Genomic DNA, 23,649 nt, shown 5'->3' on the forward strand with positions numbered 1-23,649 from the left:
CCTCCCGCGCCGGCGCTCTCGACAGCCCCGCGCAGGAAGCCCCCGAATCCTTGGTCGTCTGGGAGTCATTGAACCTGTCCTGAAACGACGAAACATCGAGTGCCCTGGAGCAATACCTATCGCGGCATTTCCGGCGAGTAGCCTGACCGGGCCGCGTGTTTGCCGGCCTTGTTGATAGGGGCGGTTTGCAGGACTTGATCTGGGAACTTGACCAGCCTGTCCGACCCCGATGCTGGCCTGTGGGTGGGGCGTTTGCGGGGCAGGCGAGGACTGTCTGAGCCCGAAGGGCGCGCATTTTCGTAGCCTCCGCCGCGCCGCGTAGCGGCAGCCAGCGGAGAAAATGCCCCGGCCGCAGGCCAAAGACGCACGATACCCCGGTTCCCGATCTTCACGCCGCAGCCCCCGTCGCAATACAACAGACCAAACCTCAGAACGGCAACTCGATCCCCGGCCACACCGCCTCGATCGCCTTGCGGAAGTCCGCCTGGATGCGGGCAATGGCGCTCTCGCTGTCGGCCTCGAAGCGCAGCACCACCACTGGCGTGGTGTTGGACGGACGGGCCAGGCCGAAGCCGTCGGCGTATTCCACCCGCACACCGTCCAGGGTGATGACCTCCTGCGCACCGGCGAAGGCCGCGCCTTCCTTCAGGCGCTTCACCAGTTCGAAGGGCTCGCCTTCGTTCATCTTGATGTTCAGTTCGGGCGTGCTGACCGCGTCGGGCAGGCCCTTGAGCACCGCGTTGCCGTCCGGGTGGCGCGACAGGATCTCGAGCAGGCGGACGCCGGCATAGAGGCCGTCGTCGAAGCCGAACCAGCGCTCCTTGAAGAACATGTGGCCGCTCATCTCGCCCGCGAGCGGGGCACCTGTCTCGCGCAGCTTGGCCTTGACCAGCGCATGGCCGGTCTTCCACATCGTCGGCTTGCCGCCACGGTCCCGGATCCAGCCGGCGAGATTGCGGGTGCACTTCACGTCGTAGATGATCTCGCCGCCGGGCACGCGGGACAGCACGTCCTCGGCGAACAGCATCAGCTGGCGGTCGGGGTAGATGATCTCGCCATCCTTGGTCACCACGCCGAGGCGGTCGCCGTCGCCATCGAAGGCGAGGCCGAGTTCGGCATCGGTTTCCTTCAGCGCACGGATCACGTCGGCGAGGTTTTCCGGCTTGGACGGGTCGGGGTGATGGTTGGGGAAGTTGCCGTCGACCTCGCAGAACAGTTCGACCAGTTCGCAGCCCAGGCGCTTGAACAGCTGTGGTGCGACGGCGCCGGCGACGCCGTTGCCGCAGTCGATGACGATCTTCATCGGGCGGGCGAGCTTGACGTCATCGATGATGCGGTCGAGGTAGGCCTCGACCACTTCGGCATGGGTGAGGGTGCCGGCGCCGTGGGTCAGGTTGTTGTCGGCAATGCGCTGGCGCAGGGCGAGGATCTGGTCGCCGTACAGGGTTTCACCCCCGAGCACCATCTTGAGACCGTTGTAATCCGGCGGATTGTGGCTGCCGGTGACCGACACGCAGGAGTTGGTGCCCAGCTGGTAGGCGGCGAAATAGGTCAGCGGCGTGGGGACGCAGCCGATATCGACCACATCGACACCGGCGGCGCGGATGCCGTCGGCCAGTGCGCCGGCCAGTTCGGGGCCGGACAGGCGGCCGTCACGGCCAATCGCGATTGCCTTCTGGCCGCGGGCCACGGCTTCGGAGCCGAGTGCGTGACCGATCGCACGCACGGCAGCTGCGGTCAGGGTCTTGTCGACGATGCCGCGAATGTCGTAGGCCTTGAAGATTTCGGTGGCGGGCAGGGCGTGCGCAGTCGGTGTCATGTGGGCTTCCTGATCGGGGGTGTTTGCAGTGCAGCATAGTATGCCAGAGGGCTCCGCGGTTTCAGCCGCCGGGAGGCGCCGAGGCGGCCGGATTTGCGCACAGTACTGAATCGAAATGTTGCAGCAGGCGTTGCGGCAGCCACTCCGGCGTGCCGGGCACGACGCCGGCGGGGAAACCGACGTGGCCACCCTGGGGGTGGCATTCGAAGGTCAGTGCAGCACTCAGTTCGGCTGCCGACGGCAGCGCTTCGACCGGAACAAAGGGGTCGTTGGCCGCGCACAGCAGCAGGGTCGGGGCATGGATGCCGGACAGCCACGGCCGCGAGGAGGTACGCTTCCAGTAGTCGGCGGCACCGGCAAAGCCATGCACCGGGCCGGTATAGACGTCGTCGAACTCGAACAGGTTGCGCGCGCGCTGCACACCGCTGCGGTCGAACAGCCCGGGATGGCGTATCAGTTTGTGCAGTGCCTTGGCCTTGAGCGTGTTCAGGAAGTGCCGGGTGTAAACGCGGTTGAAACCGCGTCCGAGCGCATGGCCCGAGATCGCGAGGTCGAGCGGCGGGCAGACCGCCGCTGCCGCCCGCACGATGCCGTTCGCCGCCGGTCCGCGCTCGCCGAGCCATTTCAGCAGCGCGTTTCCACCGAGCGAGACGCCGGCGACGAACAGCGGGTTGGTCCCGGCATGATGTTCGAGCCGGCGCAGGATCCAGTCGAGCTCTTCGCTATCGCCTGAGTGATAGGCGCGCGCAAGGCGGTTGGGCTCGCCGCTGCAGCCGCGAAAGTGCGGGACGACGCCACGCCAACCGCGAGCCGCGACCGCACGCATCAGGGCACGCGCGTAGGGGGAGCGGCTGGAGCCCTCGAGGCCGTGAAACAGCACCACGAGTGGTGCGTCGGCAAGGGGGGCAGGGAGCCAGTCGAGATCGATGAAATCGCCGTCCGGGGTGTTCCAGCGCTCGCGCCGGTAGGGCGGTGCGGCGTCCCTGCGGGTGAGGGGGTGGAGGGTCTGGACATGCCCGCCCGGCAGCCACCACGGAGCCTGGTAGCCATGCCCGGGCATGGCTCAGTGCACCACGCGCGGACTGCCGTGGGGCTGGAGATCCGCCAGATCGGGGGTGGGCGACGCATGATGCATCACCATCCGCCAGCCATTGGCGCCGCGGGCGTAAACGTTGGTGGCGACGATCGGTGGGCCGCCTCGCTTGTTGCCGGCTTCCGCGATCTCTTCGAGCACGCTGTGTACCGTCAGTACCGGCGTGCTGCTGACCACCACCTGGTGCGTGATGCGTACATCGAGACGTACGTCGTTGGCAAGCATCTGGCGCCACAGTTCTCGCACCGCGTCGAGACCGACGATGCGTGGACCACCCGGATGGGTGCAGACGACCTCGTCTTCCTCCGACCACACGGCCATCATGGCGTCGAAGTCGGAACGGGCAAGGGCGTCGTAAAAAGCGGCCTCTGCGTCGGCGGCCGAGGCGAACACGGCTTCGCTCACGATCGCGGCCCGGTGCGCAGCGTGACAATGGCCGCCCGGCTCGTGCAAATTGCACACGGCGCCGGGGAGCCGCGGTCGAGCGCGCTCAGTGGTGCCCCTTGGGGCGCTCGCCGGTGAACACATATTTCGTGCTGCAGTAGGGGCAGGTAGCCGTGCCTTCCTTGAGCACGTCGAGGAACACGCGCGGGTGTTGCGCCCACAGTGGAGCGCCCGGTTGCGGACAATGCAGCGGCAGGTCGTGGGCGGTAACCGCCACGGGTCGATCCTTGAGTTCAGCCATGGTGCGGGTCTCCTGTCAGACGTAGGCCAGCCAGTTGTCGTATTCCGGGGCGCGGCCATTGACCACGTCGAAGAAGCGGGCCTGGAGCCTGGCGGTGATGGGGCCGCGCTTGCCTTCGCCGATGATGCGGTCGTCGAGTTCGCGAATCGGGGTGACTTCGGCCGCGGTGCCGGTGAAGAAGGCTTCGTCGGCAAGGTAGACATCGTCGCGGGTCAGGCGCTTGGCCTGGACTTCGAACCCGAACTCGCGGGCGATGGTGATGATCGAGTCGCGGGTGATCCCGGTCAGTGCGGAGGCGATCTCGGGTTCGAAGATCTTGCCGTCCTTGATCACGAACAGGTTCTCGCCGGCGCCTTCCGCGACGAAACCCTGGTTGTCGAGCAACAGGGCTTCATCGTAGCCGTGCTGGGTCACTTCGAGGTTGGCGAGGATCGAGTTCGGATAGGTGCCCGCGAGTTTCGCGCGCGGCATCGTGGAATTGACATGATGGCGGGTGTAGGACGAGGTCTTGACCCGGATGCCTTTTTCCAGCCCCTCCTCGCCGAGGTAGGCGCCCCACGGCCACGCCGCGATGGCCACATGAACGGTGGCGCCGCGGGTGGAGATGCCCATTTTTTCCGAACCGTAGAAGGCCAGCGGACGCAGGTAGCAGGATTCGAGCTTGTTGGCGCGCACGACTTCCTTCTGTGCCTCCATCAGCTCGTCCTTGCTGAACGGGATGTCCATCATGTAGATCTTGCCTGAGTTGATCAGGCGCTGGGTATGTTCGGCCAGGCGGAAGATCGCGGTGCCATTGACGGTGTTGTACGCGCGCACGCCCTCGAACACGGCCAGGCCGTAATGCAGGGAGTGGGTCAGCACGTGCGTGGTCGCCTCGCGCCACGGGACGAGCTTGCCGTCCTGCCAGATGAAACCGTCGCGATCAGCCATGGACATAACAGGTTCTCCACCAATGAGAAGTATTCGAATGCGCCCGGTGGCGCCGGGCTTAACTGTCGAATTCTAGCGCAAACGGAGCGTTCCGATCTCGGTGACGAGCTTTCGCGGGCCGCGGGTTAAAATGCCGGTCTTTGCGCAACGGACGCATCATGGATCGAAGCTGGAAACCGAACGTCACCGTCGCCGCGGTGATCGAGCGCGATGGCCGCTTCCTGATGGTGGAGGAGGAAACGGCAGAGGGCTTGCGCTTCAATCAGCCGGCCGGACATCTCGAGGAGGGCGAATCGCTCGTGGACGCCGCCATTCGTGAAACGCTCGAGGAGACCGCATACCCTTTCGTTCCGGAGTACCTGGTCGGCGTCTATCAGTGGCCGCGGCCGCAGGGAGACATCACCTACCTGCGCTTTGCCTTTGGCGGCACGGTCGGCGAGGAACGGGTCGGTCAGGCCCTGGACGACGGTATCGTGCGCGCGCTGTGGATGACGGTGGACGAGTTGCGGGCGAGCCGCGATCGTCATCGCAGTCCGCTGATCGTGCAGTGCGTGGAGGACTGGCTCGCCGGGCGGCGCTATGGCCTGGAACTGCTCCGGCATTATGACTGATGCGGCGGTGCGACTGATGCCTGGGGTGGTCTGGCTCCTTGCCCTGCTGCTGGCCCTGCCTGCTTGTGCACAAGGCGTGCGGGTGCCGGTCTGCTACAACTACGGTTGCAACGCACACGATGACGTCAGCTTTGGCGACACGCAGCTCGAGCACATGCGTGCGCGGCTGCACGAGGCGCACGATCCGTCCGCCGAGCGCGCGGTGTTGGCCGCGGTGATCGGGAATCTGTACGCTATCGCCGGCCGGCAGACCCCGATCGGTGCCGACCGCGCAGGCAACTACCTCGACCATGCCGCCGAGGGGCGCATGGACTGCATCGATCATTCGACCACCACCACGCGCTTTCTCGAACTGCTCGAGGCGCGCGGCATGCTGCGCTATCACCGGGTGCTGACGCCGGCTCGCCGCAGTCGCATCGTCGTGCAGCATTTCAGTGCGGTGATCGAAGAGATCGAACCGCCCGCGGGCTTGCAGCCCGAGCCCGAGGTGCCCGATCATGTGCCCATGTTGCTGGTCCTGTGCGATTGCGCCGGTGTCCTGACTGATATACCCCGGCCGGAGCCCATGGCGATGTCCGACAGCCGGCCGGGCGAGCGTTATGCGATCGACAGCTGGTTTGTCGACAACGGCGAGGCGGCGATCGTGCTGCCTCTGGCCAACTGGTTGGATGGAGAGGGACCGAATGTCCAGTAAGCAGGATCGGGGTGGAAGCAAGGTGGTGGTCGGCATGTCCGGCGGCGTCGACTCGGCGGTGACTGCGCTGTTGCTCAAGCGCCAGGGTTACGACGTCACCGGGCTGTTCATGAAGAATTGGGAAGACGATGACGACGCCGAGTACTGCTCGACGCGCCAGGACCTGGTCGACGTCGCCTCGGTGTGCGACGTGATCGGCATCGACCTGGAAGTGGTGAACTTCAGCGCGGAGTACAAGGATCGGGTATTTGCCGACTTCCTGCGCGAATACGAGGCCGGTCGCACGCCCAATCCGGACATCCTGTGCAATTCCGAGATCAAGTTTCGCTGCTTCCTCGACCACGCGATGGCGCTCGGAGCCGACCGCATCGCCACCGGCCACTATGCGCAGGTGCGGGAGTGGGAGAGTGACGGCCGGCGCGAGTTTCAGCTCCTCAAGGCCGAAGATGGCACCAAGGATCAGAGCTATTTCCTCTACCGCCTGAACCAGGCGCAGCTGTCGAAGACGCTGTTCCCGCTGGGGACCCTGTACAAGCGCGAGGTGCGCAAGATTGCCGAGGCCGCCGGCCTGCATGTGGCGACCAAGAAGGATTCGACCGGGATCTGCTTCATCGGCGAGCGGCCGTTCCGCGAGTTCCTGATGCGCTACCTGCCGACCCGGCCGGGCGAGATTCGTGCACTCGACGACGACCGGGTGCTGGGCGAGCATCAGGGCCTGATGTATCACACCATCGGCCAGCGCAAGGGCCTCCACATCGGAGGCATCAAGGGCAACCAGGATGAGGCGGGCGAGCACGACGCCTGGTATGTGGCGAAGAAGGACGTCAAGGCCAACGTGCTCTATGCGGTGCAGGGCCATGCGCATCCGGCCCTGCTCAGGGATCGTCTTGCCGCCATCGACCTCAACTGGATAGGCGGACGCGATCCCCATACCCACTGGGTGTATACCGCCAAGCCGCGCTATCGCACGCCCGACATGCCGTGCGAAATCGATACGATCGCCGACGGTCGTGCCGAGATCGTCTTCGCCGAGCCGCAGTGGGCGCTGACACCCGGGCAGAGCGTGGTGATCTACGAATCGAAGGTCTGTCTGGGCGGCGGGATCATCGCGTGAGCGCCTTCGGGCCTGTGGGGGTCTGATGCGGCGGGGGTGCGGGCGAGGCCTGGTCCCGGGGCCGGGTGTGGTGTCGATGCCGGCGCGTCATCCGGAGGCCGGCGGAGATGAAATGGCGAAGGCGTGGGCATACTGCTCGCAGCGTTCGATGTACTCGCGGGTACTCTTGGGCATGGTGACGCGGGCGCGGCTGATGTAGGTCAGCAGATCTCGTCCCTGGAGGATGAGCCGCATGCCGTCGGCCGAGCGTTGGAGGGTGGCTGCATCGATCGGCTCCGGCAGATGGGGCGCGAACGCGGCGAGTTTCTCCGACGATACGACGAATTCGGCCCACACGTCGAAGATATCGCCGTCGGTACGCAGGGTCTCGCACTTGTCCTTGGCGAGGTCGGTGAAGTGCGTGACCAGACTGTCGATGCCGACGAACAGCGGGTCGGACGCGAAGGTCTCGATCATTACCTCGGCGATGCGGTCGATGTCGCGCAGCGTCTGGGCGATCTTGACATAACGGCTTTCGTAGAAAGCCTCCACCGGGATCGAAAAGGCGCGGAACGGCTCGCCCCAGAGTTCGTCGATACCCTCCTCGCCGCTGCGGTGCAGCACCATGCGCCCGAGCGTGAGCGCCTCCTCCAGGCACATGCCGCACTCGCACATCAGGGCGTTATCGACCTCGATCTCGATGCCGTGTTCCTGCAGTTCCACCAGCTTGGTGAAAATGTCGGTCGCCCGGTTGAACATCGCGCCCGCCAGCATGGCACCCTTCACCCGTTTGCGCGCCGGGTCCTGTTCCTGCTCATAGGCGAGACGCGCCTCTGCCAGGCGCTTTCCGGGGATGTTGATGCCGTGCTCGACGTGGTTGAACAAGCGCCGGGTCAGGGCCTGGATCAGGGTTTTCTTGGCCTGCAGGGAATCGGCCGGCGGGTCGTAAGCCTTGATCCAATAGCCATCGACGTACACGCGCTTGATGCCGTCGATGACGTCGATCGTTCCATTGGGCGGGGCCTGGTTCATGGCGGGGTCGGTTCGTGGTGGGGGTGGGGCTTAGGCGCGAGGATACGCCGATCGTGCACCGCGAAAAAGCGCTCGCTCGGCGATCAGGACGCATTTTGCAGTGCACGGGCCCGTGCACTGCGCATGCGGCGGCGTTTCGACAGCACCCTGATACGCCAGAAGAAGCGCACCCCCCAGTAGCCGATCGTGGCGCCGGAAACCGCAATCAGCAACATGCCCAGTACCAGGGGCTGACCGATGCCGGTAATCCAGGCCCATAGTTCGGTCATTTGCTCTACCCCGGCCGACGGCACCACATCGGGGCTCAGACCGGCCTCATCCCGGGGCAAGGGCGCACCGATCAGGCTGGCGCCCAGCCGGTACGCGAAGTAGTAGATGGGCGCGTAAGTGAACGGATTGCTGATCAGGGTCGAGATCGCAGCGATCCAGAGGTTTGCCCGCAGGAAAAGGGACATCACCGCGGCAGCGGGAATCTGGGCGATGGGGACCATCAGCCCGAAAAAGGCCCCGATCGCGACCCCGCGTGCAACGGCTCGTCGGTTGAAGTGCCACAACAAGGGATCGTGGATGCGCGGCCCGAGCCAGCGCAGCAGACGGCTTTGCTTGATACTTTCATGGGTGGGCAGGAAGCGCTTCAGCATGGTCCGATCCGTGGGAGACGCTGCATCTTACGCAAAGAATCGGGCAGCACAACCGTGTTCGCTCACACGCACTTGCAAAGGGTGGTGTGCAGGTGGACATGGTACGTGCGGCTCGTCAGTCAGACGCCGCCGGATCGCGATAATTCCCCCGCTGCGGGGCGACCTTAGCCGGTCGGTACCGGCCGGGTCAGGCGAAATCTGCCGGAATGACCGCACGCAGCACGGTCTGGCTCTCGTGGTCGCGTACCCGATTGGTGAACCACCACAGTGCGCCTTTCTTGATCGTCCAGTCGGCCTCGATTCCGGAAAGCAGCAGCGCGGCGAGGCGCCCGAGCCCGGGCTGGTGGCCGACGATGAGGGTTGCGCCACCGGCATCCGGCCAGCCGGATGCGGCCAGCAGATCGGAGACGCCGCCGTCGGGGCCGAGTGCGGAGACGACTTCGAAATCGTTGGTGAACGCGGTGGCGGTCTGCCGCGTGCGTGTCGTCGGGCTGACCAGTACCTTGAGCCGTTTGGGGCGATTGATCTCGAGCCACGCAGCCATCCTGTGCGCCTGTTTCATACCGCGCTCGGTGAGTTCGCGGGAGTGGTCGGGGGTGCCGTCCACCGCTTCGGCATGACGCCACAGCAACAGGTCCATCGGGTGCTCCATATACTCGGGGCGCTCAGCGTAACAGTGCGATCTTGCACCGCCATGACAGCAATGGCGGTGCGCGCCGGGTTGTCACCATGGGGTCTTGCCCCACAGCAGGGGCTCGGTTTCCTGCAGGACCCGCCGCCGCAGCTTGGCGTAACGGGGGCCATGCCAGCCGACGACGAAGGCGGCGGCGGCCTGTAGATCCCCCTGCTTGCCGGCCCAGGCTTCGAGACGGCCGCGGGCAATATCGAGATCGTTGAGAAAACCGAGCGTTCCCTGGGCATCGGTGACCTGCAGCAGGTAGCGCTCCACCGCACGTGCCGGAAACAGCCCGCCAAGGAACTCCAGGCCATAGCGCAGCTGTTTCATTGCGATGCGGAGCGCGTGCAGATGAGTGGGAACCAAGGTGGCCGACGCTTCATGGCGTCGCCGCGCGCGCTTGCGCAGACGGTTCAGCTGAAGCCGGGCAAAGGTCTTGAGGTCGACCGAGGCGATCAGGTTGCTGGTGGGCAGGCGCTGCAGCGCGGTGCTGAACTCGAGCAGCAGGCGGCCCTGGTTGGAGTGGGCAAGATTGTGCAGGGCGTTCTTGCGCGCAGCCTGGCGCGCCTGGTTGGCGATCTCGAGCAATCGCGGCAGACCGCTCTCGCTGCCGTCGGCCAGGCCGACGGCTTCGGCCGGGGCCAGAAACTCCTCATAGAGCACGTCCAGATCCCGTGCATCGCCGAAGCGGTTCGCATTGTCGCGCAGCCGCTCGTTCCAGGCGGTCACGAATTCGCCGGGCAAGGCCGGAGCGAACAGCTTGATCAGCGAACGCAGGCGGCGCAAGGCAACCCGCAACTGGTGAATGAACTCCGGTCCGTCGTGGCCGTCGGCCGTCGCGGCGGCATTGGCCTGCCACTGGCGCAGGCAGCCATGGGCGAGGTCGCGGAAGGCGTCGATCACGGTTTCATCGGGTGACAGCGGCACCGTCTCGGATTTGGCCGGACGTTGCGGCAGGTCGAGGAAGAGCTGATAGCCGCGCTGTGCCTTGGAGATATCGCCCGGCATCAGGGGCAGGTTGCGCGCCAGTTCGCAGGCCAGTTCGAGCAGGTCGAGCGGCTTGCCGTCGACCAGTTCGAGTTCGAGTTCGCAGATCGGTGTGCTGCGCCCACCGGCTTCGATGGTGCCGCGGTCGATCATCATCAGGATGCTCACTCCGGGGCGCGGGCTGTAGCGCCGAGTTTCGCGGCGGAACCGGGTCGTAAACACCGGTACCAGTTCATCCTTGTGGCGCGACAGCAGCTTCGCGACGTCCGGGGCATCGATGGCCGAGAAGTCGAAGCCGTTCGCATAGGCTTGCTCCCACTCGGGGCGCTGGGACAGCCCGCCGGTGGACACCGCAGCGCACTTGACCGTCTGCAGCCACTGGCGTCCCTGGCGCCGGGTGCGAACCCCGACTTTACGCGCCTTGAGCGTGAGCTCGGGGGTGTCGTAGTAGGTGTTGTCCAGGATGACCGCATTGCCCTCCTTGCTTGCGCCCGCGACCAGCGAATGGCGTTTGAGTGCCGGCAGCGCACGGGCGGGAAGGGTCAGCTTGAGTTCGATTTCCTGGCTCATGGGGTGGCGCGCCCGTGGTGACGGGCGAGCGTTCGCAAAATGGACTGACAGCCATTCTAGCCGGCTCAAAAATGGGCGTCATGCACGTTCTCATGACATGAAATATTTCAACTTCGGGCGAAGACGATCTCCCACAAGGTTTGTACCGGCGTCCGCGCCTGGGCAACCTCCTGCGGCGCCACGCGCGACGGCAGGCCGTTGAGTCGCTGCCGATGCTGGAGGTGGCGCAGCTGGCGGTAGCTGTCGCCGCAGGCCATTGCGAGGTCGGCGGGAATGAGTCCGAGTTCGCCGGCGATCCGCAGCAGGGCGATGTTGCCCAGATTTCCGGTCAGCTCCGGGTGTTCGTGGGCATAGCCGAGCACCAGATACTGGATCAGGAACTCGACGTCGACCAGGCCGCCGCCGTCGTGCTTGAGGTCGAACAGGCTGCTCTTGCCGGCATGCGCGCTACGCATCTTGTCGCGCATGCTCAGTACTTCGGTGCGCAATTTGTCGCGCTCGCGCGGCAGCCGCAGCACTTCGCAGCGGATCCGCTCGAACGCCGCGCCCAGCGCCGGATCGCCGGCGCTGAAGCGGGCGCGGGTCAGGGCTTGGTGTTCCCATACCCAGGCGGACTCGAGCTGATATTTGCGGAAGGCTTCGAGCGAGCACGCGATCAACCCGGAGTCGCCGTTGGGGCGCAGCCGCAGGTCGGTCTCGAACAGGATGCCGGCTGCCGTCTGGCTGGACAACCAGGTGTTGGCGCGCTGGGCAAGCCGGGTGTAGACCTCGGTCGCCTCCGGGGCGTCATCGTCGTACAGGAAAATGATGTCCAGGTCCGACGCGTAACCAAGCTCCTTGCCGCCGAGCTTGCCGTAGCTGATCACCGCAAAGCGCGGGGTCTCGCGATGGCGGATCTTGATCTTGCGCCAGCACAGCGGGATGGTGAGCGCGACCATGATGTCGGCGAGTTCCGACAGATGGTCGGCGAGTTTCTCGACCGTGAGCAGACCGGTGATGTCCTGGGTCAAGAGCCGGAAGGACTGGGCATGATGTTGCTCGCGCATCAGGTCCATCTGCCGTTCCATGTCGGGCTCGATGGCGTCGAGTCTGGCGGCGAGATCGGTGCGGAAGCGGACCCAGTCGGGCGCGGCCTCGAGGTCGCGGCCGTCGAGCAGCTCGTCGAGCAGGATCGGATGGCGGCCCAGGTACTCGGCCGCCCAGCGCGAGGCGCCCACGAGGTCGATCACCCGTTTCAGCGCTTGCGGATACTGCTGCAGCAGCGCGAGATAGGAGCCGCGACGGCTGATGCCCTCGAGCAGGTCGAGGCAGCGCGACAGGGTTTCGTCGGCGCTGGCGGTTGCGGCTGCCGCCGCGATCACGCGGGGCATCAGCGCGTCCAGACGGCTGCGGATGTGGTTCGGCATCTGCTGATAGCGCGAGCCGGTGCGTATCGTGGCCAGCCGCGCTGCCGCGGCCGCCGGGTCGCGGTAGCCGAGTTCGGCGAGCACCGGGGCGGACTGCTCGGTGTCTTCGGCCATCGCCCACACCGTGTCGAGCGAGTGATCCTCGTTGTTCGGGTCGGCAAAAACCGAATCGAAATGCTGGCTGACGATCGCCCGGTGCCGGTCGAGCTCGGCGATCAGGCCGGCATGATCCGCAAAGTTCATCGCCCGCGCGATCAGCTCGCGATCGACATCGCTCTCCGGCAGGTCGTGGGTCTGGGCGTCGTCCAGATATTGCAGGCGGTGCTCGAGCCGACGCAAGAACTCGTACGCATCGCTCAGCTCGCGCACCGCCCCTGCCGAGAGGATGCCGCGTTCGGCGAGCCGCGCCAGTACCGCCAGGGTCGGGCGCACCTGCAGGTCGGTGTCGCGACCGCCGCGGATCAGCTGAAAGACCTGGGCGATGAATTCGATCTCGCGGATACCGCCCGGGCCGAGCTTGATGTTGTGGGCGCGATCGCGGCGCGCCACTTCACGCCGGATCTGTGCGTGCAGGTCGCGCATGGCGTTGATTGCGCCGAAATCGAGATACTTGCGGAACACGAAGGGGCGGGCGATCTGCTCCAGTTCGCGCCAGCGCTCGCCGGCGAGTACCCGCGATTTTATCCAGGCATAGCGTTCCCATTCGCGGCCCTGGGTGATGAAATAGTTCTCGAGCATGTCGAAGCTCGCCACCAGCGGCCCCGAGTCGCCATTGGGACGCAGCCGCATATCGACCCGGAACACCTGGCCGTGCTCGGTGACTTCGGCCAGCGCCTGGATCAGCTGCTTGCCGAGGCGCTCGAAAAACTCGAAGTTGCTGATCACCTTCTTGCCGCCACTGTCGCCGTCCTCGGGATAGACGAAGATCAGATCGATATCGGACGAAACGTTGAGCTCGCGGCCGCCGAGCTTGCCCATGCCGATCACCAGCAGTTCCTGCTCCCACCCGGAGGCAGACAGCGGCAGGCCGTAGCGTTGCACCAGCGCGTCCCGCAGCACGTCGTGGGCATGGCGGACGACGACCTCGGCGAGGACGGTCATGGTTTCGGTGACCTCGGCGAGCGTCGCCCGCCCCGACAGATCGCGCACGATCAGGTGGCAGAGGACCCAGGTGCGCAGATGGCGCAGGGTGGGGCGCAGGCGGGATTCATCGGCGCCGAGTTCGGTGATGAATGCGCGCATCGCGTCGGCGTCGAGCGGCCGGTCGATACTGGTGCCGAGACGGGCTGCCAGCCAGGGCCGACTGTCGAGTGCGCGCTGCAGAAAGCGCGACAGTCCGGCTCCATGACGAATTACATCTGGCAACATGGCAGAATCGAGGGACATGGGCGAGGCGCTCCCGAACATTGGTAGAATTCGCGCCTTCCGGCCCGGTGGGGTACGAGAAGGGGCAAACGAGGTCAAGACCACGATTGTAGCCAAGCCTCCCGCCGCCGGCTGATGTCTGCGCGCCGGTCGGGCACAATGCCGATATGCTGCGCAACGGGATGGCGCGCCATGCGCCCCTTTAAATCGTAACCAGGCCCGCCATGCGCCTCACCACCGGCCGCAACCATTTTTGCTCCCCTGTTCGCCGCACCCGGTCGTTTACGGGCGCCGTGTGGCAGTGCCGATGAGCACTGCCGCGTCCACGCCGGAGAAGTCGCCCGCAGCCAGCGGCGGCTGGCGGATGCTGCGCCGCCTGCCGCGCATCCTCGGGCTTGCGTTGGTGCTCGCCTGGTTCCTGTTCGGCGGCTTGTTTCTGGTGTTGCGCTGGGCCGTGGTGCCGCAGCTCGGCGAGTATCGGGAGCAGATCGCCGCCGAGCTGTCGCGGGTCGGCGGCTTGCCGGTCAGGATCGAGATGCTGAGCGCCGACTGGTCCGGCCTGCGTCCGCGGCTGCACCTTGCCGGACTCGAGGTGAGCGACGCGGCCGGACGGTCCGCGTTGCGCCTGGAACGGGTCGATGCCACCCTGGCGTGGACCTCGCTGATCCGGCTGGGCCCCTATTTTCACTTGCTGGAGATTGTCGGCCCCGCGATCGAGGCTCGCCGCGAAGCCGATGGCGCGCTGGTGATCGGTGGACTGCGGGTCGTTGGCGGCGGGCAGGATGGCGGCTTTGCCGACTGGTTGCTGGCGCAGCGCAAGGTCGTCGTGCGCAATGCCACGCTGTCGTGGACCGACGAACTGCGATCCGCGCCGCCGTTGCATCTGCACGGGGTCGAGTTCTCGTTCGAACAGCGTTTTCGGCATCGGCGCTTTGCGCTTCGTGCCGAACCGCCCGCCGAGCTGGCCTCTGCACTGGATGTGCGCGGCGAGCTGCGGCGATTCGATGCGATGAATCCGGGGGCCACGGTCGGCCGCCTGTATGTGGAACTCGAACGCGCCGACCTCGGCGGGTGGACGCCCTGGGTCGATTACCCCGTCGAACTTTCCGGGCAGGGTGGGGTGCGCCTGTGGCTCGACGTCGACGGTGCGGACAGCGCCGAACTGACCGCCGAGGTGGCGCTCGACGACGCCGTCTCGCGTCTTGCCGCGGGGCTCCCGGAACTGAACCTGGCAAGACTCGCCGGACATATCTCGGCCAGGCGCTCGCCTGCGGGATTCGAAGTGCAGGCGAGCAAACTCGCGCTGACCACCCGTGACGGAGTGGTGCTCGAGCCGACCGATATCGGCTTGCGCATGCAGCATGCGGTGGGCGAGAAGCCGGCGGAAGGGACACTGACGGCCAATGTGCTCGATTTCGCCGCGCTCGCCCGGTTGGCCGCCCACCTGCCGCTCGCCGACAGCGTGCGATCGCGTCTTGCCGCGTTCGATCCGCGCGGCATCGTCCGCGATCTGGCGCTCGACTGGAAGGGCGAGGTCGATGCGCCGCGGTCGTGGAAGCTCGGCGCGCGTTTCGAGGGGATCGGGCTTGCGGCGCGCGAGGCACTGCCGGGCGTCGGGGGGCTGTCGGGTGAGGTCGACGGCAACGAACAGAGCGGACGCTTCCTGCTCGCGGGCCGGGATACCCATGTCGATTTGCCCGCGGTGTTCGAGAACCCGCGCTTGCTGTTTTCCACTTTCAAGGCCGATGGAGGGTGGACGCGGCGCGACGGTCGGCTCGAGATCGCCCTTGATTCAGCCGCTTTCGACAACGCGGATGCGGCCGGAAACGCCGCCGGACGGTACTGGCTGGAGCCGGGCGGGACCGGGGAAATCGATCTGTCGGCCCGCCTGACCCGGGCCGACGGCACCGCAGTCTGGCGCTACCTGCCGCGGGTCATCAGTCCCAAGACGCAGGACTGGGTTCGCAGTGCGATCCGTCGGGCCACCGTGCCCGACGTCCGGTTCAAGCTCAAGGGCCGGCTCGACGAGTTTCCTTTCCGTGACGGCAATGGGCAGTTCCTGGTCGCGATCAAGGTGGCCAACGGCCGCCTGGACTACGCACCCGACTGGCCACCGATCGAGGGCATCAACGGTGAGGTCCGTTTCGAGGGACCGGGGATGAGCATAGAGGCAGAGAGCGGGCGTATCTTTGGTGTTGCCCTGAGCAAGGTGGCGGCCAAGGTTCCCGACCTTGATGTGATGCCGAGCGAGACCATGACCTTGACCGGCACAGCAAACGGGACGACGGCCGATTTTCTGCGCTTTGTGAACGAGAGCCCGGTGGCGGGGCGGATCGATGGCTTCACCGATCACATGCGTGCCGACGGAACCGGCACGCTCGATCTCAAACTGGTGATGCCGCTGCGCAACGTGACCGATACCGCGGTGAGCGGCGAGTACCGCTTTGCGGACAACCGGCTGTGGGTGGTGGATGGATTGCCGCCGATGGAGGAAGCCGCGGGCCGCCTGCGCTTCACGGCCGACGAACTGAGCATTCCCGAGGCGCGCGCACACCTGTTCGGGGAGCCGCTGCAATTGAGCGCGGCCACCTCGGCAGATGGCAAGGTGGCGTTCAAGGTGCGCGGCGGGATCAGTGTTTCCGCGCTGCGTGCCGGGCGCGACTGGCCGGTACTCGATCACTTGTCGGGCGCCGTCGGCTGGCAGACCGACGTTGCGGTCGGGCGCGCCGGCACCCGGGTCGAGATCCGTTCGGAGCTCGATGGGGTGGGTTCCAGTCTGCCCTATCCGCTCAACAAGGGCGCGACCGAGCGCTGGCCGCTGGCAGTGGATCTGGTCTATCCGGCGGGCGGTGGCGCGGCGACGATCAGCGTCAAGCTCGCCGACCGCGTGGAAGCTTCGCTCGAACGTGACGCCGACGGCGTGATCAGCCGTGGTGGCGTGGGCATATTCCAGCCGGTGCGGATGGCGGACAAGGGGATACTGGTTGCTGCGAAGCTGGAGCAGCTGGATGTGGACGGTTGGCGGCGCGCGCTCGAGGCGGGGGGCGAAGATCAAGGCCCCGAGGAGTCCGCGGCCACCTCCGGAGCGCTCTTGCCGCTTGCCGGGATTGCCCTCGAAGTGCAGCGCTTGCAGGTTTTCGGGCAGCAACTCAATGCGCTCAAACTGCGTGGGGTGGCCGATGAAGGGGGATGGAAGGCCAGGCTGGACAGTACCGAAGCGCAGGGCGAGTTCGATTGGCGCGAGGCGGGGGAGGGCATCCTTGCGGCGCGCTTCCGGCGCTTGGCGATCAGCGGTGGCGATGCGCGCCGTGAGGGCGACGAGACGCCTGATCAGACCGTGCCCCCACGCCGGCTTCCCGGACTCGACATTCGGATCGACCAGTTTTCGCTGGGCGAGCGCGCGCTGGGCCGACTGGAAGTGCTGGCGCGCAACCGCGGTGGCGAGTGGTGGCTGGAGCGCTTCGCCCTCGTTCATCCGGATGGCCGGCTGGGCGGGAACGGGCTGTGGCGTCCCGGCAAGGAGCCGCGTACCCAGCTCGACTTCGTTCTCGAAACACCGGACATCGGCCGCTTCACCCAGGCGCTCGGTTACCCCGACGCGGTTCGAGGAGGGCGCGCCACGCTGGGCGGGCAGCTGGAGTGGCATGGCGCGCCGACCGCGATCGACTACCCGACCCTTTCCGGCAAGCTCGATCTCGATGCGGAAAAGGGACAGTTCAAGCAACTCGAGCCGGGCGTGGGGCGATTGCTGGGTATCCTCAGTCTGCAGGCCCTGCCACGGCGGATCACGCTCGATTTTCGCGACGTGTTCTCCCAGGGATTCGCCTTCGATCGCATTTCCGGTAGCATCGATGTCGCGGCCGGCGTGATGCACAGCGACACCCTCGAGATTCGTGGGCCCGCGGCGCGTGTGCTGATGCGTGGCACCGCGGACATTGCGGCCGAAACGCAAAACCTGCGGGTCACCGTGCAGCCGACGCTGTCGGAATCGATCGCGATCGGTGCGGCGGCGGGGCTGATCAATCCGGTGGCCGGGGTGGTGACCTATCTCGCACAGAAAGCCTTGAGCGACCCGATCGAGAAACTGTTCGCCTACGATTACGCGATCACCGGCAGCTGGAGCGATCCGGTGGTCGAGAAGCTGGCCTCGCCGGTGGGTGGACTGATCCCCAGCCCGCCCGCCAGTCCGCCGCCGGCCGGCGCCACACAATGAGGAAAACCGGCTGATGCCCGACAATCCCGCCACCCTGCCCGCAAACGTCAAGATTGCCGCTATCCAGACCGTTTCCGGTCCGGATGTCGGTGCCAACCTGGACAGTGCTGCGGTACTGATTGCGGAGGCCGCTGCGCAGGGCGCCCGCCTGATTGCCCTGCCCGAATACTTTGCGCTGATCACCCCGGACGAAGCGGCCAAGGTACGGGTGCGAGAGCGCGAGGGCGAGGGGCCGATCCAGGATTTTCTGCGCGCGGCCGCGCGGCGCCACGGTGTCTGGCTGGTCGGCGGAACGCTGCCGCTGGTGGCGGACGCGGACGACAAGGTGCGCAACAGCACGCTGGTATTCGACGACCGCGGCGAACAGGTGGCACGTTACGACAAGATCCACCTGTTCGGCTTTCAGCGTGGCGCCGAGCGCTACGACGAGGCGGTGACCATCGAGCCCGGCCGCGAGGTCGTCACCTTCGAGTCGCCGGTCGGCCGCACCGGCCTGTCGGTATGCTACGACCTGCGCTTTCCGGAGCTCTTCCGCGCCATGGCTGCGGTCAACCTGATCATCCTGCCCGCGGCCTTCACCTACACCACCGGTCGTGCGCACTGGGAAGTGCTGCTGCGTGCGCGCGCGATCGAGAATCAGTGTTACGTAATGGCGCCTGCGCAGGGTGGAGAGCATCCGGGCGGGCGCATGACCTGGGGGCATACGATGATCGTCGACCCCTGGGGGGAGGTGGTCGCGTGTGTGGACAGCGGGCCGGGCGTAGTTACGGGCGAACTCGATTTCGCCCGCATGGCATCGATCCGCGACAGCCTTCCGGCACTGCGCCACCGTTGCCTCGCGTAAGCGGCGCAACAAGAACCGATCGAATTTGCGCTGGCCGGGTCAAACCGGCAGCGCCCATACTGGACACATGATGAGTAAAAGCCAGAACGCCCTCAAAGTTGCCGATCGTTACCTGCTGTCGCCCTATGCGCTGGGCGAGGCCGAACTCGAGAAAGTGTTTCGCAAGCTGATGCGGCACGACATCGATTACGCCGATCTCTACTTTCAGTATCACCGCTCCGAGGCTTGGAGCCTCGAAGAGGGCATCGTCAAGTCGGGCAGCTTCGATATCGAGCAAGGCGTCGGAGTGCGCGCGATCAGTGGCGAGAAGACCGCGTTTGCCTATTCCGATGACATTTCTCTAGACGCGCTGGTCGATGCCGCGACCGCCACCCGGGCCATCGCTGGCGCCGGTCGCCGGCGCACGATGGCCATCGCGCCGCACAAATCGCGCACCCGGCTCTATCGGGCCGACGATCCGCTCGATTCGCTCGACGATACCGCCAAGGTCAGCCTGCTCGAGCGCCTCGAGCGTTTTGCCCGCGAGGAAGATCCGCGCGTCACCCAGGTCATGGCACACATTGCCGGCTCGTGGGAGGTGGTGCTGGTGGCGCGCAGCGACGGCCACATGGCGGCCGACGTGCGTCCGCTGGTGCGGGTGTCGATCAGCGTGATCATGGAAGACAAAGGCCAGCGCGAGCAAGGCAGCGCGGGGGGTGGCGGGCGCTACGACTATGGTTATTTCTGTGACGACCGTCTGCACGACTATGCGCGTGCGGCGGTCCATCAGGCCAGTGTCAACCTCAGCGCCGGTCCGGCGCCCGCCGGCACCATGCCGGTCGTACTCGGTCCGGGGTGGCCGGGCATCCTGCTGCACGAAGCGATCGGGCACGGTCTCGAAGGCGATTTCAACCGCAAGGGCAGTTCGGCCTTTTCCGGCATGATCGGCCAGCAGGTGGCGGCCCGGGGCGTGACCGTGGTGGACGACGGCACGATTCCCGACCGGCGCGGTTCGCTGACCATCGACGACGAGGGCAACCCGACCGAGCGCACGGTGCTGATCGAAGACGGCATCCTGACCGGCTACATGCAGGACACCATGAATGCACGCCTGATGGGCATGGCGCCGACCGGCAACGGCCGCCGCGAGTCTTATGCCCATCTGCCGCTGCCGCGCATGACCAACACCTACATGCTCAACGGCGACAAGGATCCGGCCGAGATCATCAAGTCGGTCAAGAAGGGCCTGTATGCGGTCAATTTCGGCGGCGGCCAGGTCGACATCACGTCGGGGAAGTTCGTGTTCTCCACCGCGGAGGCCTATCTGATCGAGAACGGCAAGGTGACCCGCCCGGTGAAGGGTGCCACGCTGATCGGCAATGGCCCCGATGTGCTCACCCGGGTCAGCATGATCGGCAACGACATGGCGCTCGATCCCGGCGTGGGAACCTGCGGCAAGGATGGCCAGAGCGTGCCGGTCGGAGTCGGCCAGCCGACGCTGAGGATCGACGGGCTGACGGTCGGTGGCACGGGCTGAGCGAGCCTACCCCACCGGTCACGCGTCTCCGGCCCCAGAGGTGATCGACGGGGCCGCGTCCTCCCGCGATGCGTGTCAGTCCACCAGTCGGAAAAGGAAGCAGATTTGAGTATTTATGCCGTCATCGACTTCGAAACCACCGGTATGTCGCCCGCGCTCGGCGCCCGGGCGACCGAAGTCGCGGTCGTACTGGTGGACAATGGCTGCGTGGTCGACCGCTATCAGAGCCTGATGAACGCCGGTGCCTTCATTCCATACGAGATCCAGGCGCTGACCGGTATCACCAACGCCATGATACGCAGCGCACCGCCGGCCGAGGAGGTCATGCGCGAGGCCGCGGACTTTGTCGGCGCCTACCCGCTGGTTGCCCACAATGCGGCATTCGATCGCAAGTTCTGGAATGCGGAGTTGCAGCGCGTGGGCCGGCGCAGTGCAGCGGATTTCGTCTGTTCGCTGCTGTTGTCGCGTCGCCTCGTCCCCGAGGCCCCCAATCACAAGCTCGCCACCCTGGTCAGCACGCTACGGCTACCGGCCACCGGCCGCTATCACCGCGCCCTGGCCGACGCGGAGGCCACAGCCAATCTGTTCTTGCACCTGAGCCAGACGCTGGCGCAGCGTTTTTGCCTGGCGGGTCTCAGTCTCGAATTGCTGCTTGCCGTGCAACGAACACCGCGCGTCCAGCTGGAGCGCTGTGTCGAGCGCTTTCGCGACCAGCTCGGGGTCGTCGCGGTGTGACGCAGCCCCTGGCGCCCGCAACACGCGCCGGCGCGGCATCACGCGGTGGCGTCATCGCCCCGGTCGCAGCGAAACAGGATGGGGTCGAGGCTGTGGCGCTGTAGCAGCCGATAAAATTCGGTGCGATTGCGTTCTGCGATCCGTGCCGCCTCGGAGACATTGCCCGAGGTCAGGATCAGCAACTGGGTCAGGTAGTCGCGTTCGAAGCGGGTCTTGGCTTCCGCGTAGCTGAAGCGTTTGACCGGTGGTACCCGAAGTGCGCGTTCGACCAGGGCAAGCGGAACCTGCGCGGTCGTGCTCAGGGCGCAGACCTGTTCCACCACGTTCTGCAATTCCCGGACGTTTCCCGGCCAGTCCGCGAGACTCAGCGCCTGCAGTGCCTGGCGCGAAAAACCGCGCAGGCGCTTGCCGTCGCGGCGGCCGATCTCGCTCAGGAAGTGTTCTGCAAGCAACGGGATGTCCTCGCGGCGTTCGTTGAGCGAAGGCAGGGCCAGACTGACCACGTTGATCCGGTAATAGAGATCGTCACGAAACCGGCCACTTGCCAGTGCGGCCATGAGGTCGTGATGGGTTGCCGACAGGATGCGGACATCGACCGCGCGGCTGCAGGTTGCCCCGACTGCGCGGACCGTCCGCTCCTGCAGCACGCGCAGCAGCTTTGCCTGCAGGGCGGGCGGCATATCGCCGATCTCGTCGAGGAATAGTGTGCCGCCGTGGGCGGCTTCGAACAGTCCGGTGTGGGCACTGGTCGCGCCGCTGAACGCACCGCGAACGTGTCCGAAGAGCTCGGATTCCAGCAGATTCTCCGGAATGGCGCTGCAGTTGATGGCAATGAAAGGGGCTGTCGCACGCGGACTGGCCTGATGGATGAAACGCGCCAGAAGCTCCTTGCCGGTTCCGCTTTGACCTTGGATCAGCACGCTCGCGTCACTGCTCGCGAGCAGTCGGGCGTCCTCCAGTAGCGCCTGCATGCATTCGCTCCGGCTGATGATGCCCGGTACGGCAGGCGCCCTGCTGGACGGCGCGTGCGGGGCGGATGGCCGGGTGAGAGGAGGATGGCGCGAGTTCAGGTGTTCGTGCGGTTGTTCGAAGTGCATGGGCCGCGGTCGATGTGCTGTTTCTGGATTGAAAGGCATATCAAAAGAAGTCTAGGCGCCGTGCGGACCGGGTGCGGTAAGCAAGTGCAAGACTATGTTTCACCAGCTGGGGTGTTGCCATTCAACGACAAGCGAAACTCCATTTGCAGCAATGGTTTGCGCGATGTGTTGGGGAACGGCTGTCGTGATATGGCGACGTTCTGGTTGGAATGCGCGTGCGGAATCTGTCGGCCGGAACCGGTTGAACTGGTCAAGCTGCTGTTTCGTAGCAATCTTTTCCGGTATGGCACGCGCTTTGCCAAGGGCTCTGTTGGTGCTTCATTTCGGAGTGCCGAGATCGTTCAGGAGATGCCATGTTCAACAAGCCCAACCTGTCCCCAAAAACCCCGGATCCCTCAGCTACCCGTACTTCCAGGCCCGGCGGCTTGACCACGCCGGGGCTGGCCGGGGGTGTCGCGACGAATATGGCCACGGGCGGAGTGTCGGGAGTGCCCGACATGTCGTCCGCATCCGTCACGTCGGCGCCCGCATCGAAGGAGACATTGCCGATCGAGTCTGCGAGCAGCGGCAGCCGCTTGATCGTTGGGCCGGACGTCAAGCTCAAGGGTGCAGAGATTCTCGATTGCGATACCTTGGTGGTGGAGGGTCGAGTCGAGGCCACGATGGACAGCCGGGTTATCCGCATCGCCGAGGCGGGGGCGTTCAGTGGCAAGGTCGGGATCGATGTGGCCGAGATTCACGGCCTGTTCGAAGGCGAACTGACCGCGCGCCAGCAACTGATCATCCACGCCACAGGACGGGTGAGCGGCAAGATCCGCTACGGCAGGATCCTGATCGAGGAAGGCGGTGAGGTGTCGGGTGATGTCCAGCCGCTGGCTGCGGCCGACAAGGATCAGCGGCGGACGCAGGAAAAGTCCCTCACCCAGGATCTGAGGCCGCTGACCGCCGTTGCAGGCTAGGTAACCGGGGCGGGGTCGCCCTCAGTTCGGTCTCGGCACGCCGTCGCCGGCGGCGAGGCGCGCGGGCGTCCAGGGCCAACTGCGTTCCCAGGCGGCTCGTACCAGATTGGGGTAGTCGGCCCTGCCCAGGCTTCCGTTGTAGCGCCCAAGCGCCCGAAACAGGTCACCTTTCTCGATATCGAGGTAGTGGCGCAGGATGGTGCAGCCGTAGCGCAGGTTGGTCCGCAGGTGAAAGAGGTTGTCATCCTCGCGCCCGATCACCTTGATCCAGAACGGCATGACCTGCATGTAGCCGCGCGCGCCTGCGGTCGAGATCGCGTATTTGCGGAAGTTGCTCTCGATCTGGATCAGACCGAGGACCAGTTGGGGATCCAGTCCGGCACGGGTGGCCTCGTAATGGATCGATGTGAGCAATTCGGTACGGTAGGCCGGATCCGGAATGCGCTTCTCCAGCCGGCGAGACATTTCGCCGAGCCACTGGCCACGTTCATTGGCGTCCGGGATGGGCAGCGCGGGCGCGGCGGCATCGCTGATCGCCTGATGCAGCGCAGCGCGCACGCTCGCTGCCAGCGGCTGGTATTGCTGTGCGCCCGCCACTGCGCCGCTGCTGCCGAGGGCGAACAGCATCGCAGCGACCAGCCGGCTCCGGAGGGATGCCTTGCGCGACATGGCGTTGGTCGCCC

19 protein-coding genes and 1 pseudogene are annotated in these 23,649 nt (G+C 65.9%); 8 read left to right on the plus strand and 12 right to left on the minus strand.

Features of this window, described 5'->3' with window-relative positions:
- Positions 1–427: 427 nt before the first annotated feature.
- From AC3A35_RS04715 to AC3A35_RS04735, 5 genes are all read right to left on the minus strand, one after another.
- Positions 428–1,819 carry a phosphomannomutase/phosphoglucomutase gene (locus AC3A35_RS04715; RefSeq protein WP_487434763.1) on the minus strand — a complete coding sequence of 464 codons (1,392 nt, stop codon included), beginning with the start codon at positions 1,817–1,819 and terminating at the stop codon, positions 428–430.
- A 61-nt stretch (positions 1,820–1,880) separates the two neighbouring features.
- Complete coding sequence (locus tag AC3A35_RS04720; protein ID WP_487434764.1) at positions 1,881–2,879, minus strand: hydrolase; 999 nt, start codon at positions 2,877–2,879, stop codon at positions 1,881–1,883.
- Positions 2,880–2,882: 3 nt separating this feature from the next.
- The gene (locus tag AC3A35_RS04725) at positions 2,883–3,317 is read right to left on the minus strand and encodes a YybH family protein (RefSeq protein ID WP_487434765.1); all 435 of its coding nucleotides are present in this window, start codon (positions 3,315–3,317) and stop codon (positions 2,883–2,885) included.
- Between the two features lie 85 nt (positions 3,318–3,402).
- Positions 3,403–3,597, minus strand: coding sequence for a zinc-finger domain-containing protein (locus AC3A35_RS04730; RefSeq protein ID WP_487434766.1), 195 nt, complete (start codon positions 3,595–3,597; stop codon positions 3,403–3,405).
- A 15-nt stretch (positions 3,598–3,612) separates the two neighbouring features.
- Positions 3,613–4,533 (minus strand): branched-chain amino acid transaminase, encoded by a 921-nt coding sequence (locus tag AC3A35_RS04735; protein WP_487434767.1) that lies wholly within the window; start codon positions 4,531–4,533, stop codon positions 3,613–3,615.
- A gap of 152 nt (positions 4,534–4,685) precedes the next feature.
- On the opposite strand from AC3A35_RS04735, the gene AC3A35_RS04740 reads away from it, so the two are divergent.
- From AC3A35_RS04740 to mnmA, 3 genes are read left to right on the plus strand one after another with little or no spacing between them, the layout of a single operon-like run.
- Positions 4,686–5,138: an NUDIX hydrolase gene (locus AC3A35_RS04740; RefSeq protein ID WP_487434768.1), complete on the plus strand. Its 453-nt coding sequence runs from the start codon at positions 4,686–4,688 to the stop codon at positions 5,136–5,138.
- Positions 5,139–5,154: 16 nt separating this feature from the next.
- Positions 5,155–5,832 carry a hypothetical protein gene (locus AC3A35_RS04745; RefSeq protein WP_487435364.1) on the plus strand — a complete coding sequence of 226 codons (678 nt, stop codon included), beginning with the start codon at positions 5,155–5,157 and terminating at the stop codon, positions 5,830–5,832.
- Positions 5,822–6,946 carry a tRNA 2-thiouridine(34) synthase MnmA gene (gene mnmA / locus AC3A35_RS04750; RefSeq protein WP_487434769.1) on the plus strand — a complete coding sequence of 375 codons (1,125 nt, stop codon included), beginning with the start codon at positions 5,822–5,824 and terminating at the stop codon, positions 6,944–6,946. The genes AC3A35_RS04745 and mnmA overlap by 11 nt, the downstream gene beginning before the upstream one ends.
- Positions 6,947–7,033: 87 nt before the next feature.
- Here mnmA and AC3A35_RS04755 read toward each other — a convergent pair whose 3' ends face one another.
- From AC3A35_RS04755 to glnE, 5 genes are all read right to left on the minus strand, one after another.
- Positions 7,034–7,957, minus strand: a complete 924-nt coding sequence (locus AC3A35_RS04755) for a hypothetical protein (RefSeq protein WP_487434770.1) — start codon at positions 7,955–7,957, stop codon at positions 7,034–7,036.
- 83 nt (positions 7,958–8,040) lie between these two features.
- Positions 8,041–8,598: a DUF2062 domain-containing protein gene (locus AC3A35_RS04760; protein WP_487434771.1), complete on the minus strand. Its 558-nt coding sequence runs from the start codon at positions 8,596–8,598 to the stop codon at positions 8,041–8,043.
- Between the two features lie 187 nt (positions 8,599–8,785).
- The gene (locus AC3A35_RS04765; RefSeq protein WP_487434772.1) at positions 8,786–9,238 is read right to left on the minus strand and encodes a SixA phosphatase family protein; all 453 of its coding nucleotides are present in this window, start codon (positions 9,236–9,238) and stop codon (positions 8,786–8,788) included.
- Positions 9,239–9,322: 84 nt separating this feature from the next.
- Positions 9,323–10,831, minus strand: coding sequence for a CYTH and CHAD domain-containing protein (locus tag AC3A35_RS04770; protein WP_487434773.1), 1,509 nt, complete (start codon positions 10,829–10,831; stop codon positions 9,323–9,325).
- A gap of 107 nt (positions 10,832–10,938) precedes the next feature.
- Positions 10,939–13,623, minus strand: a complete 2,685-nt coding sequence (glnE, locus tag AC3A35_RS04775) for a bifunctional [glutamate--ammonia ligase]-adenylyl-L-tyrosine phosphorylase/[glutamate--ammonia-ligase] adenylyltransferase (protein WP_487434774.1) — start codon at positions 13,621–13,623, stop codon at positions 10,939–10,941.
- A 286-nt stretch (positions 13,624–13,909) separates the two neighbouring features.
- Between glnE and AC3A35_RS04780 the strand changes: the two genes are divergently transcribed.
- The 4 genes from AC3A35_RS04780 to AC3A35_RS04795 all read left to right on the plus strand — a co-directional run bounded on the left by AC3A35_RS04780 (position 13,910) and on the right by AC3A35_RS04795 (position 20,910).
- Positions 13,910–17,815 carry a YhdP family protein gene (locus AC3A35_RS04780; RefSeq protein WP_487434775.1) on the plus strand — a complete coding sequence of 1,302 codons (3,906 nt, stop codon included), beginning with the start codon at positions 13,910–13,912 and terminating at the stop codon, positions 17,813–17,815.
- 13 nt (positions 17,816–17,828) lie between these two features.
- Positions 17,829–18,659 (plus strand): carbon-nitrogen hydrolase family protein, encoded by an 831-nt coding sequence (locus AC3A35_RS04785; protein ID WP_487434776.1) that lies wholly within the window; start codon positions 17,829–17,831, stop codon positions 18,657–18,659.
- A 70-nt stretch (positions 18,660–18,729) separates the two neighbouring features.
- Entirely contained in the window at positions 18,730–20,175 is a 1,446-nt protein-coding gene (tldD, locus tag AC3A35_RS04790) for a metalloprotease TldD (RefSeq protein ID WP_487434777.1), read from the plus strand.
- Between the two features lie 105 nt (positions 20,176–20,280).
- Positions 20,281–20,910, plus strand: coding sequence for a 3'-5' exonuclease (locus AC3A35_RS04795; protein WP_487434778.1), 630 nt, complete (start codon positions 20,281–20,283; stop codon positions 20,908–20,910).
- Between the two features lie 38 nt (positions 20,911–20,948).
- Here the strand turns inward: AC3A35_RS04795 and AC3A35_RS04800 are convergent.
- Positions 20,949–21,935: pseudogene (locus AC3A35_RS04800) on the minus strand (sigma-54 interaction domain-containing protein); the annotation flags it as partial.
- Positions 21,936–22,360: 425 nt separating this feature from the next.
- Here AC3A35_RS04800 and AC3A35_RS04805 point away from each other — a divergent pair.
- Positions 22,361–22,966 (plus strand): bactofilin family protein, encoded by a 606-nt coding sequence (locus AC3A35_RS04805; protein WP_487434779.1) that lies wholly within the window; start codon positions 22,361–22,363, stop codon positions 22,964–22,966.
- 21 nt (positions 22,967–22,987) lie between these two features.
- Here the strand turns inward: AC3A35_RS04805 and AC3A35_RS04810 are convergent, their stop codons facing one another.
- Positions 22,988–23,635, minus strand: coding sequence for a lytic transglycosylase domain-containing protein (locus AC3A35_RS04810; RefSeq protein ID WP_487434780.1), 648 nt, complete (start codon positions 23,633–23,635; stop codon positions 22,988–22,990).
- Positions 23,636–23,649: the final 14 nt, after the last annotated feature.

The organism is Azoarcus sp. Soil_N_20 (assembly GCF_057656155.1).

What these genes read in the sequence shown, in the direction of transcription:
- tldD (WP_487434777.1), top strand. Translation starts at nt 18,730, where the DNA reads ATGAGTAAAAGCCAGAACGCCCTCAAAGTTGCCGATCGTTACCTGCTG.
- AC3A35_RS04755 (WP_487434770.1), bottom strand. Translation starts at nt 7,957, where the DNA reads ATGAACCAGGCCCCGCCCAATGGAACGATCGACGTCATCGACGGCATC.
- AC3A35_RS04780 (WP_487434775.1), top strand. Translation starts at nt 13,910, where the DNA reads ATGAGCACTGCCGCGTCCACGCCGGAGAAGTCGCCCGCAGCCAGCGGC.
- AC3A35_RS04730 (WP_487434766.1), bottom strand. Translation starts at nt 3,597, where the DNA reads ATGGCTGAACTCAAGGATCGACCCGTGGCGGTTACCGCCCACGACCTG.
- AC3A35_RS04770 (WP_487434773.1), bottom strand. Translation starts at nt 10,831, where the DNA reads ATGAGCCAGGAAATCGAACTCAAGCTGACCCTTCCCGCCCGTGCGCTG.
- AC3A35_RS04760 (WP_487434771.1), bottom strand. Translation starts at nt 8,598, where the DNA reads ATGCTGAAGCGCTTCCTGCCCACCCATGAAAGTATCAAGCAAAGCCGT.
- mnmA (WP_487434769.1), top strand. Translation starts at nt 5,822, where the DNA reads ATGTCCAGTAAGCAGGATCGGGGTGGAAGCAAGGTGGTGGTCGGCATG.
- AC3A35_RS04805 (WP_487434779.1), top strand. Translation starts at nt 22,361, where the DNA reads ATGTTCAACAAGCCCAACCTGTCCCCAAAAACCCCGGATCCCTCAGCT.
- AC3A35_RS04810 (WP_487434780.1), bottom strand. Translation starts at nt 23,635, where the DNA reads ATGTCGCGCAAGGCATCCCTCCGGAGCCGGCTGGTCGCTGCGATGCTG.
- AC3A35_RS04735 (WP_487434767.1), bottom strand. Translation starts at nt 4,533, where the DNA reads ATGTCCATGGCTGATCGCGACGGTTTCATCTGGCAGGACGGCAAGCTC.
- glnE (WP_487434774.1), bottom strand. Translation starts at nt 13,623, where the DNA reads ATGTCCCTCGATTCTGCCATGTTGCCAGATGTAATTCGTCATGGAGCC.
- AC3A35_RS04740 (WP_487434768.1), top strand. Translation starts at nt 4,686, where the DNA reads ATGGATCGAAGCTGGAAACCGAACGTCACCGTCGCCGCGGTGATCGAG.
- AC3A35_RS04785 (WP_487434776.1), top strand. Translation starts at nt 17,829, where the DNA reads ATGCCCGACAATCCCGCCACCCTGCCCGCAAACGTCAAGATTGCCGCT.
- AC3A35_RS04765 (WP_487434772.1), bottom strand. Translation starts at nt 9,238, where the DNA reads ATGGACCTGTTGCTGTGGCGTCATGCCGAAGCGGTGGACGGCACCCCC.
- AC3A35_RS04745 (WP_487435364.1), top strand. Translation starts at nt 5,155, where the DNA reads ATGCCTGGGGTGGTCTGGCTCCTTGCCCTGCTGCTGGCCCTGCCTGCT.
- AC3A35_RS04720 (WP_487434764.1), bottom strand. Translation starts at nt 2,879, where the DNA reads ATGCCCGGGCATGGCTACCAGGCTCCGTGGTGGCTGCCGGGCGGGCAT.
- AC3A35_RS04715 (WP_487434763.1), bottom strand. Translation starts at nt 1,819, where the DNA reads ATGACACCGACTGCGCACGCCCTGCCCGCCACCGAAATCTTCAAGGCC.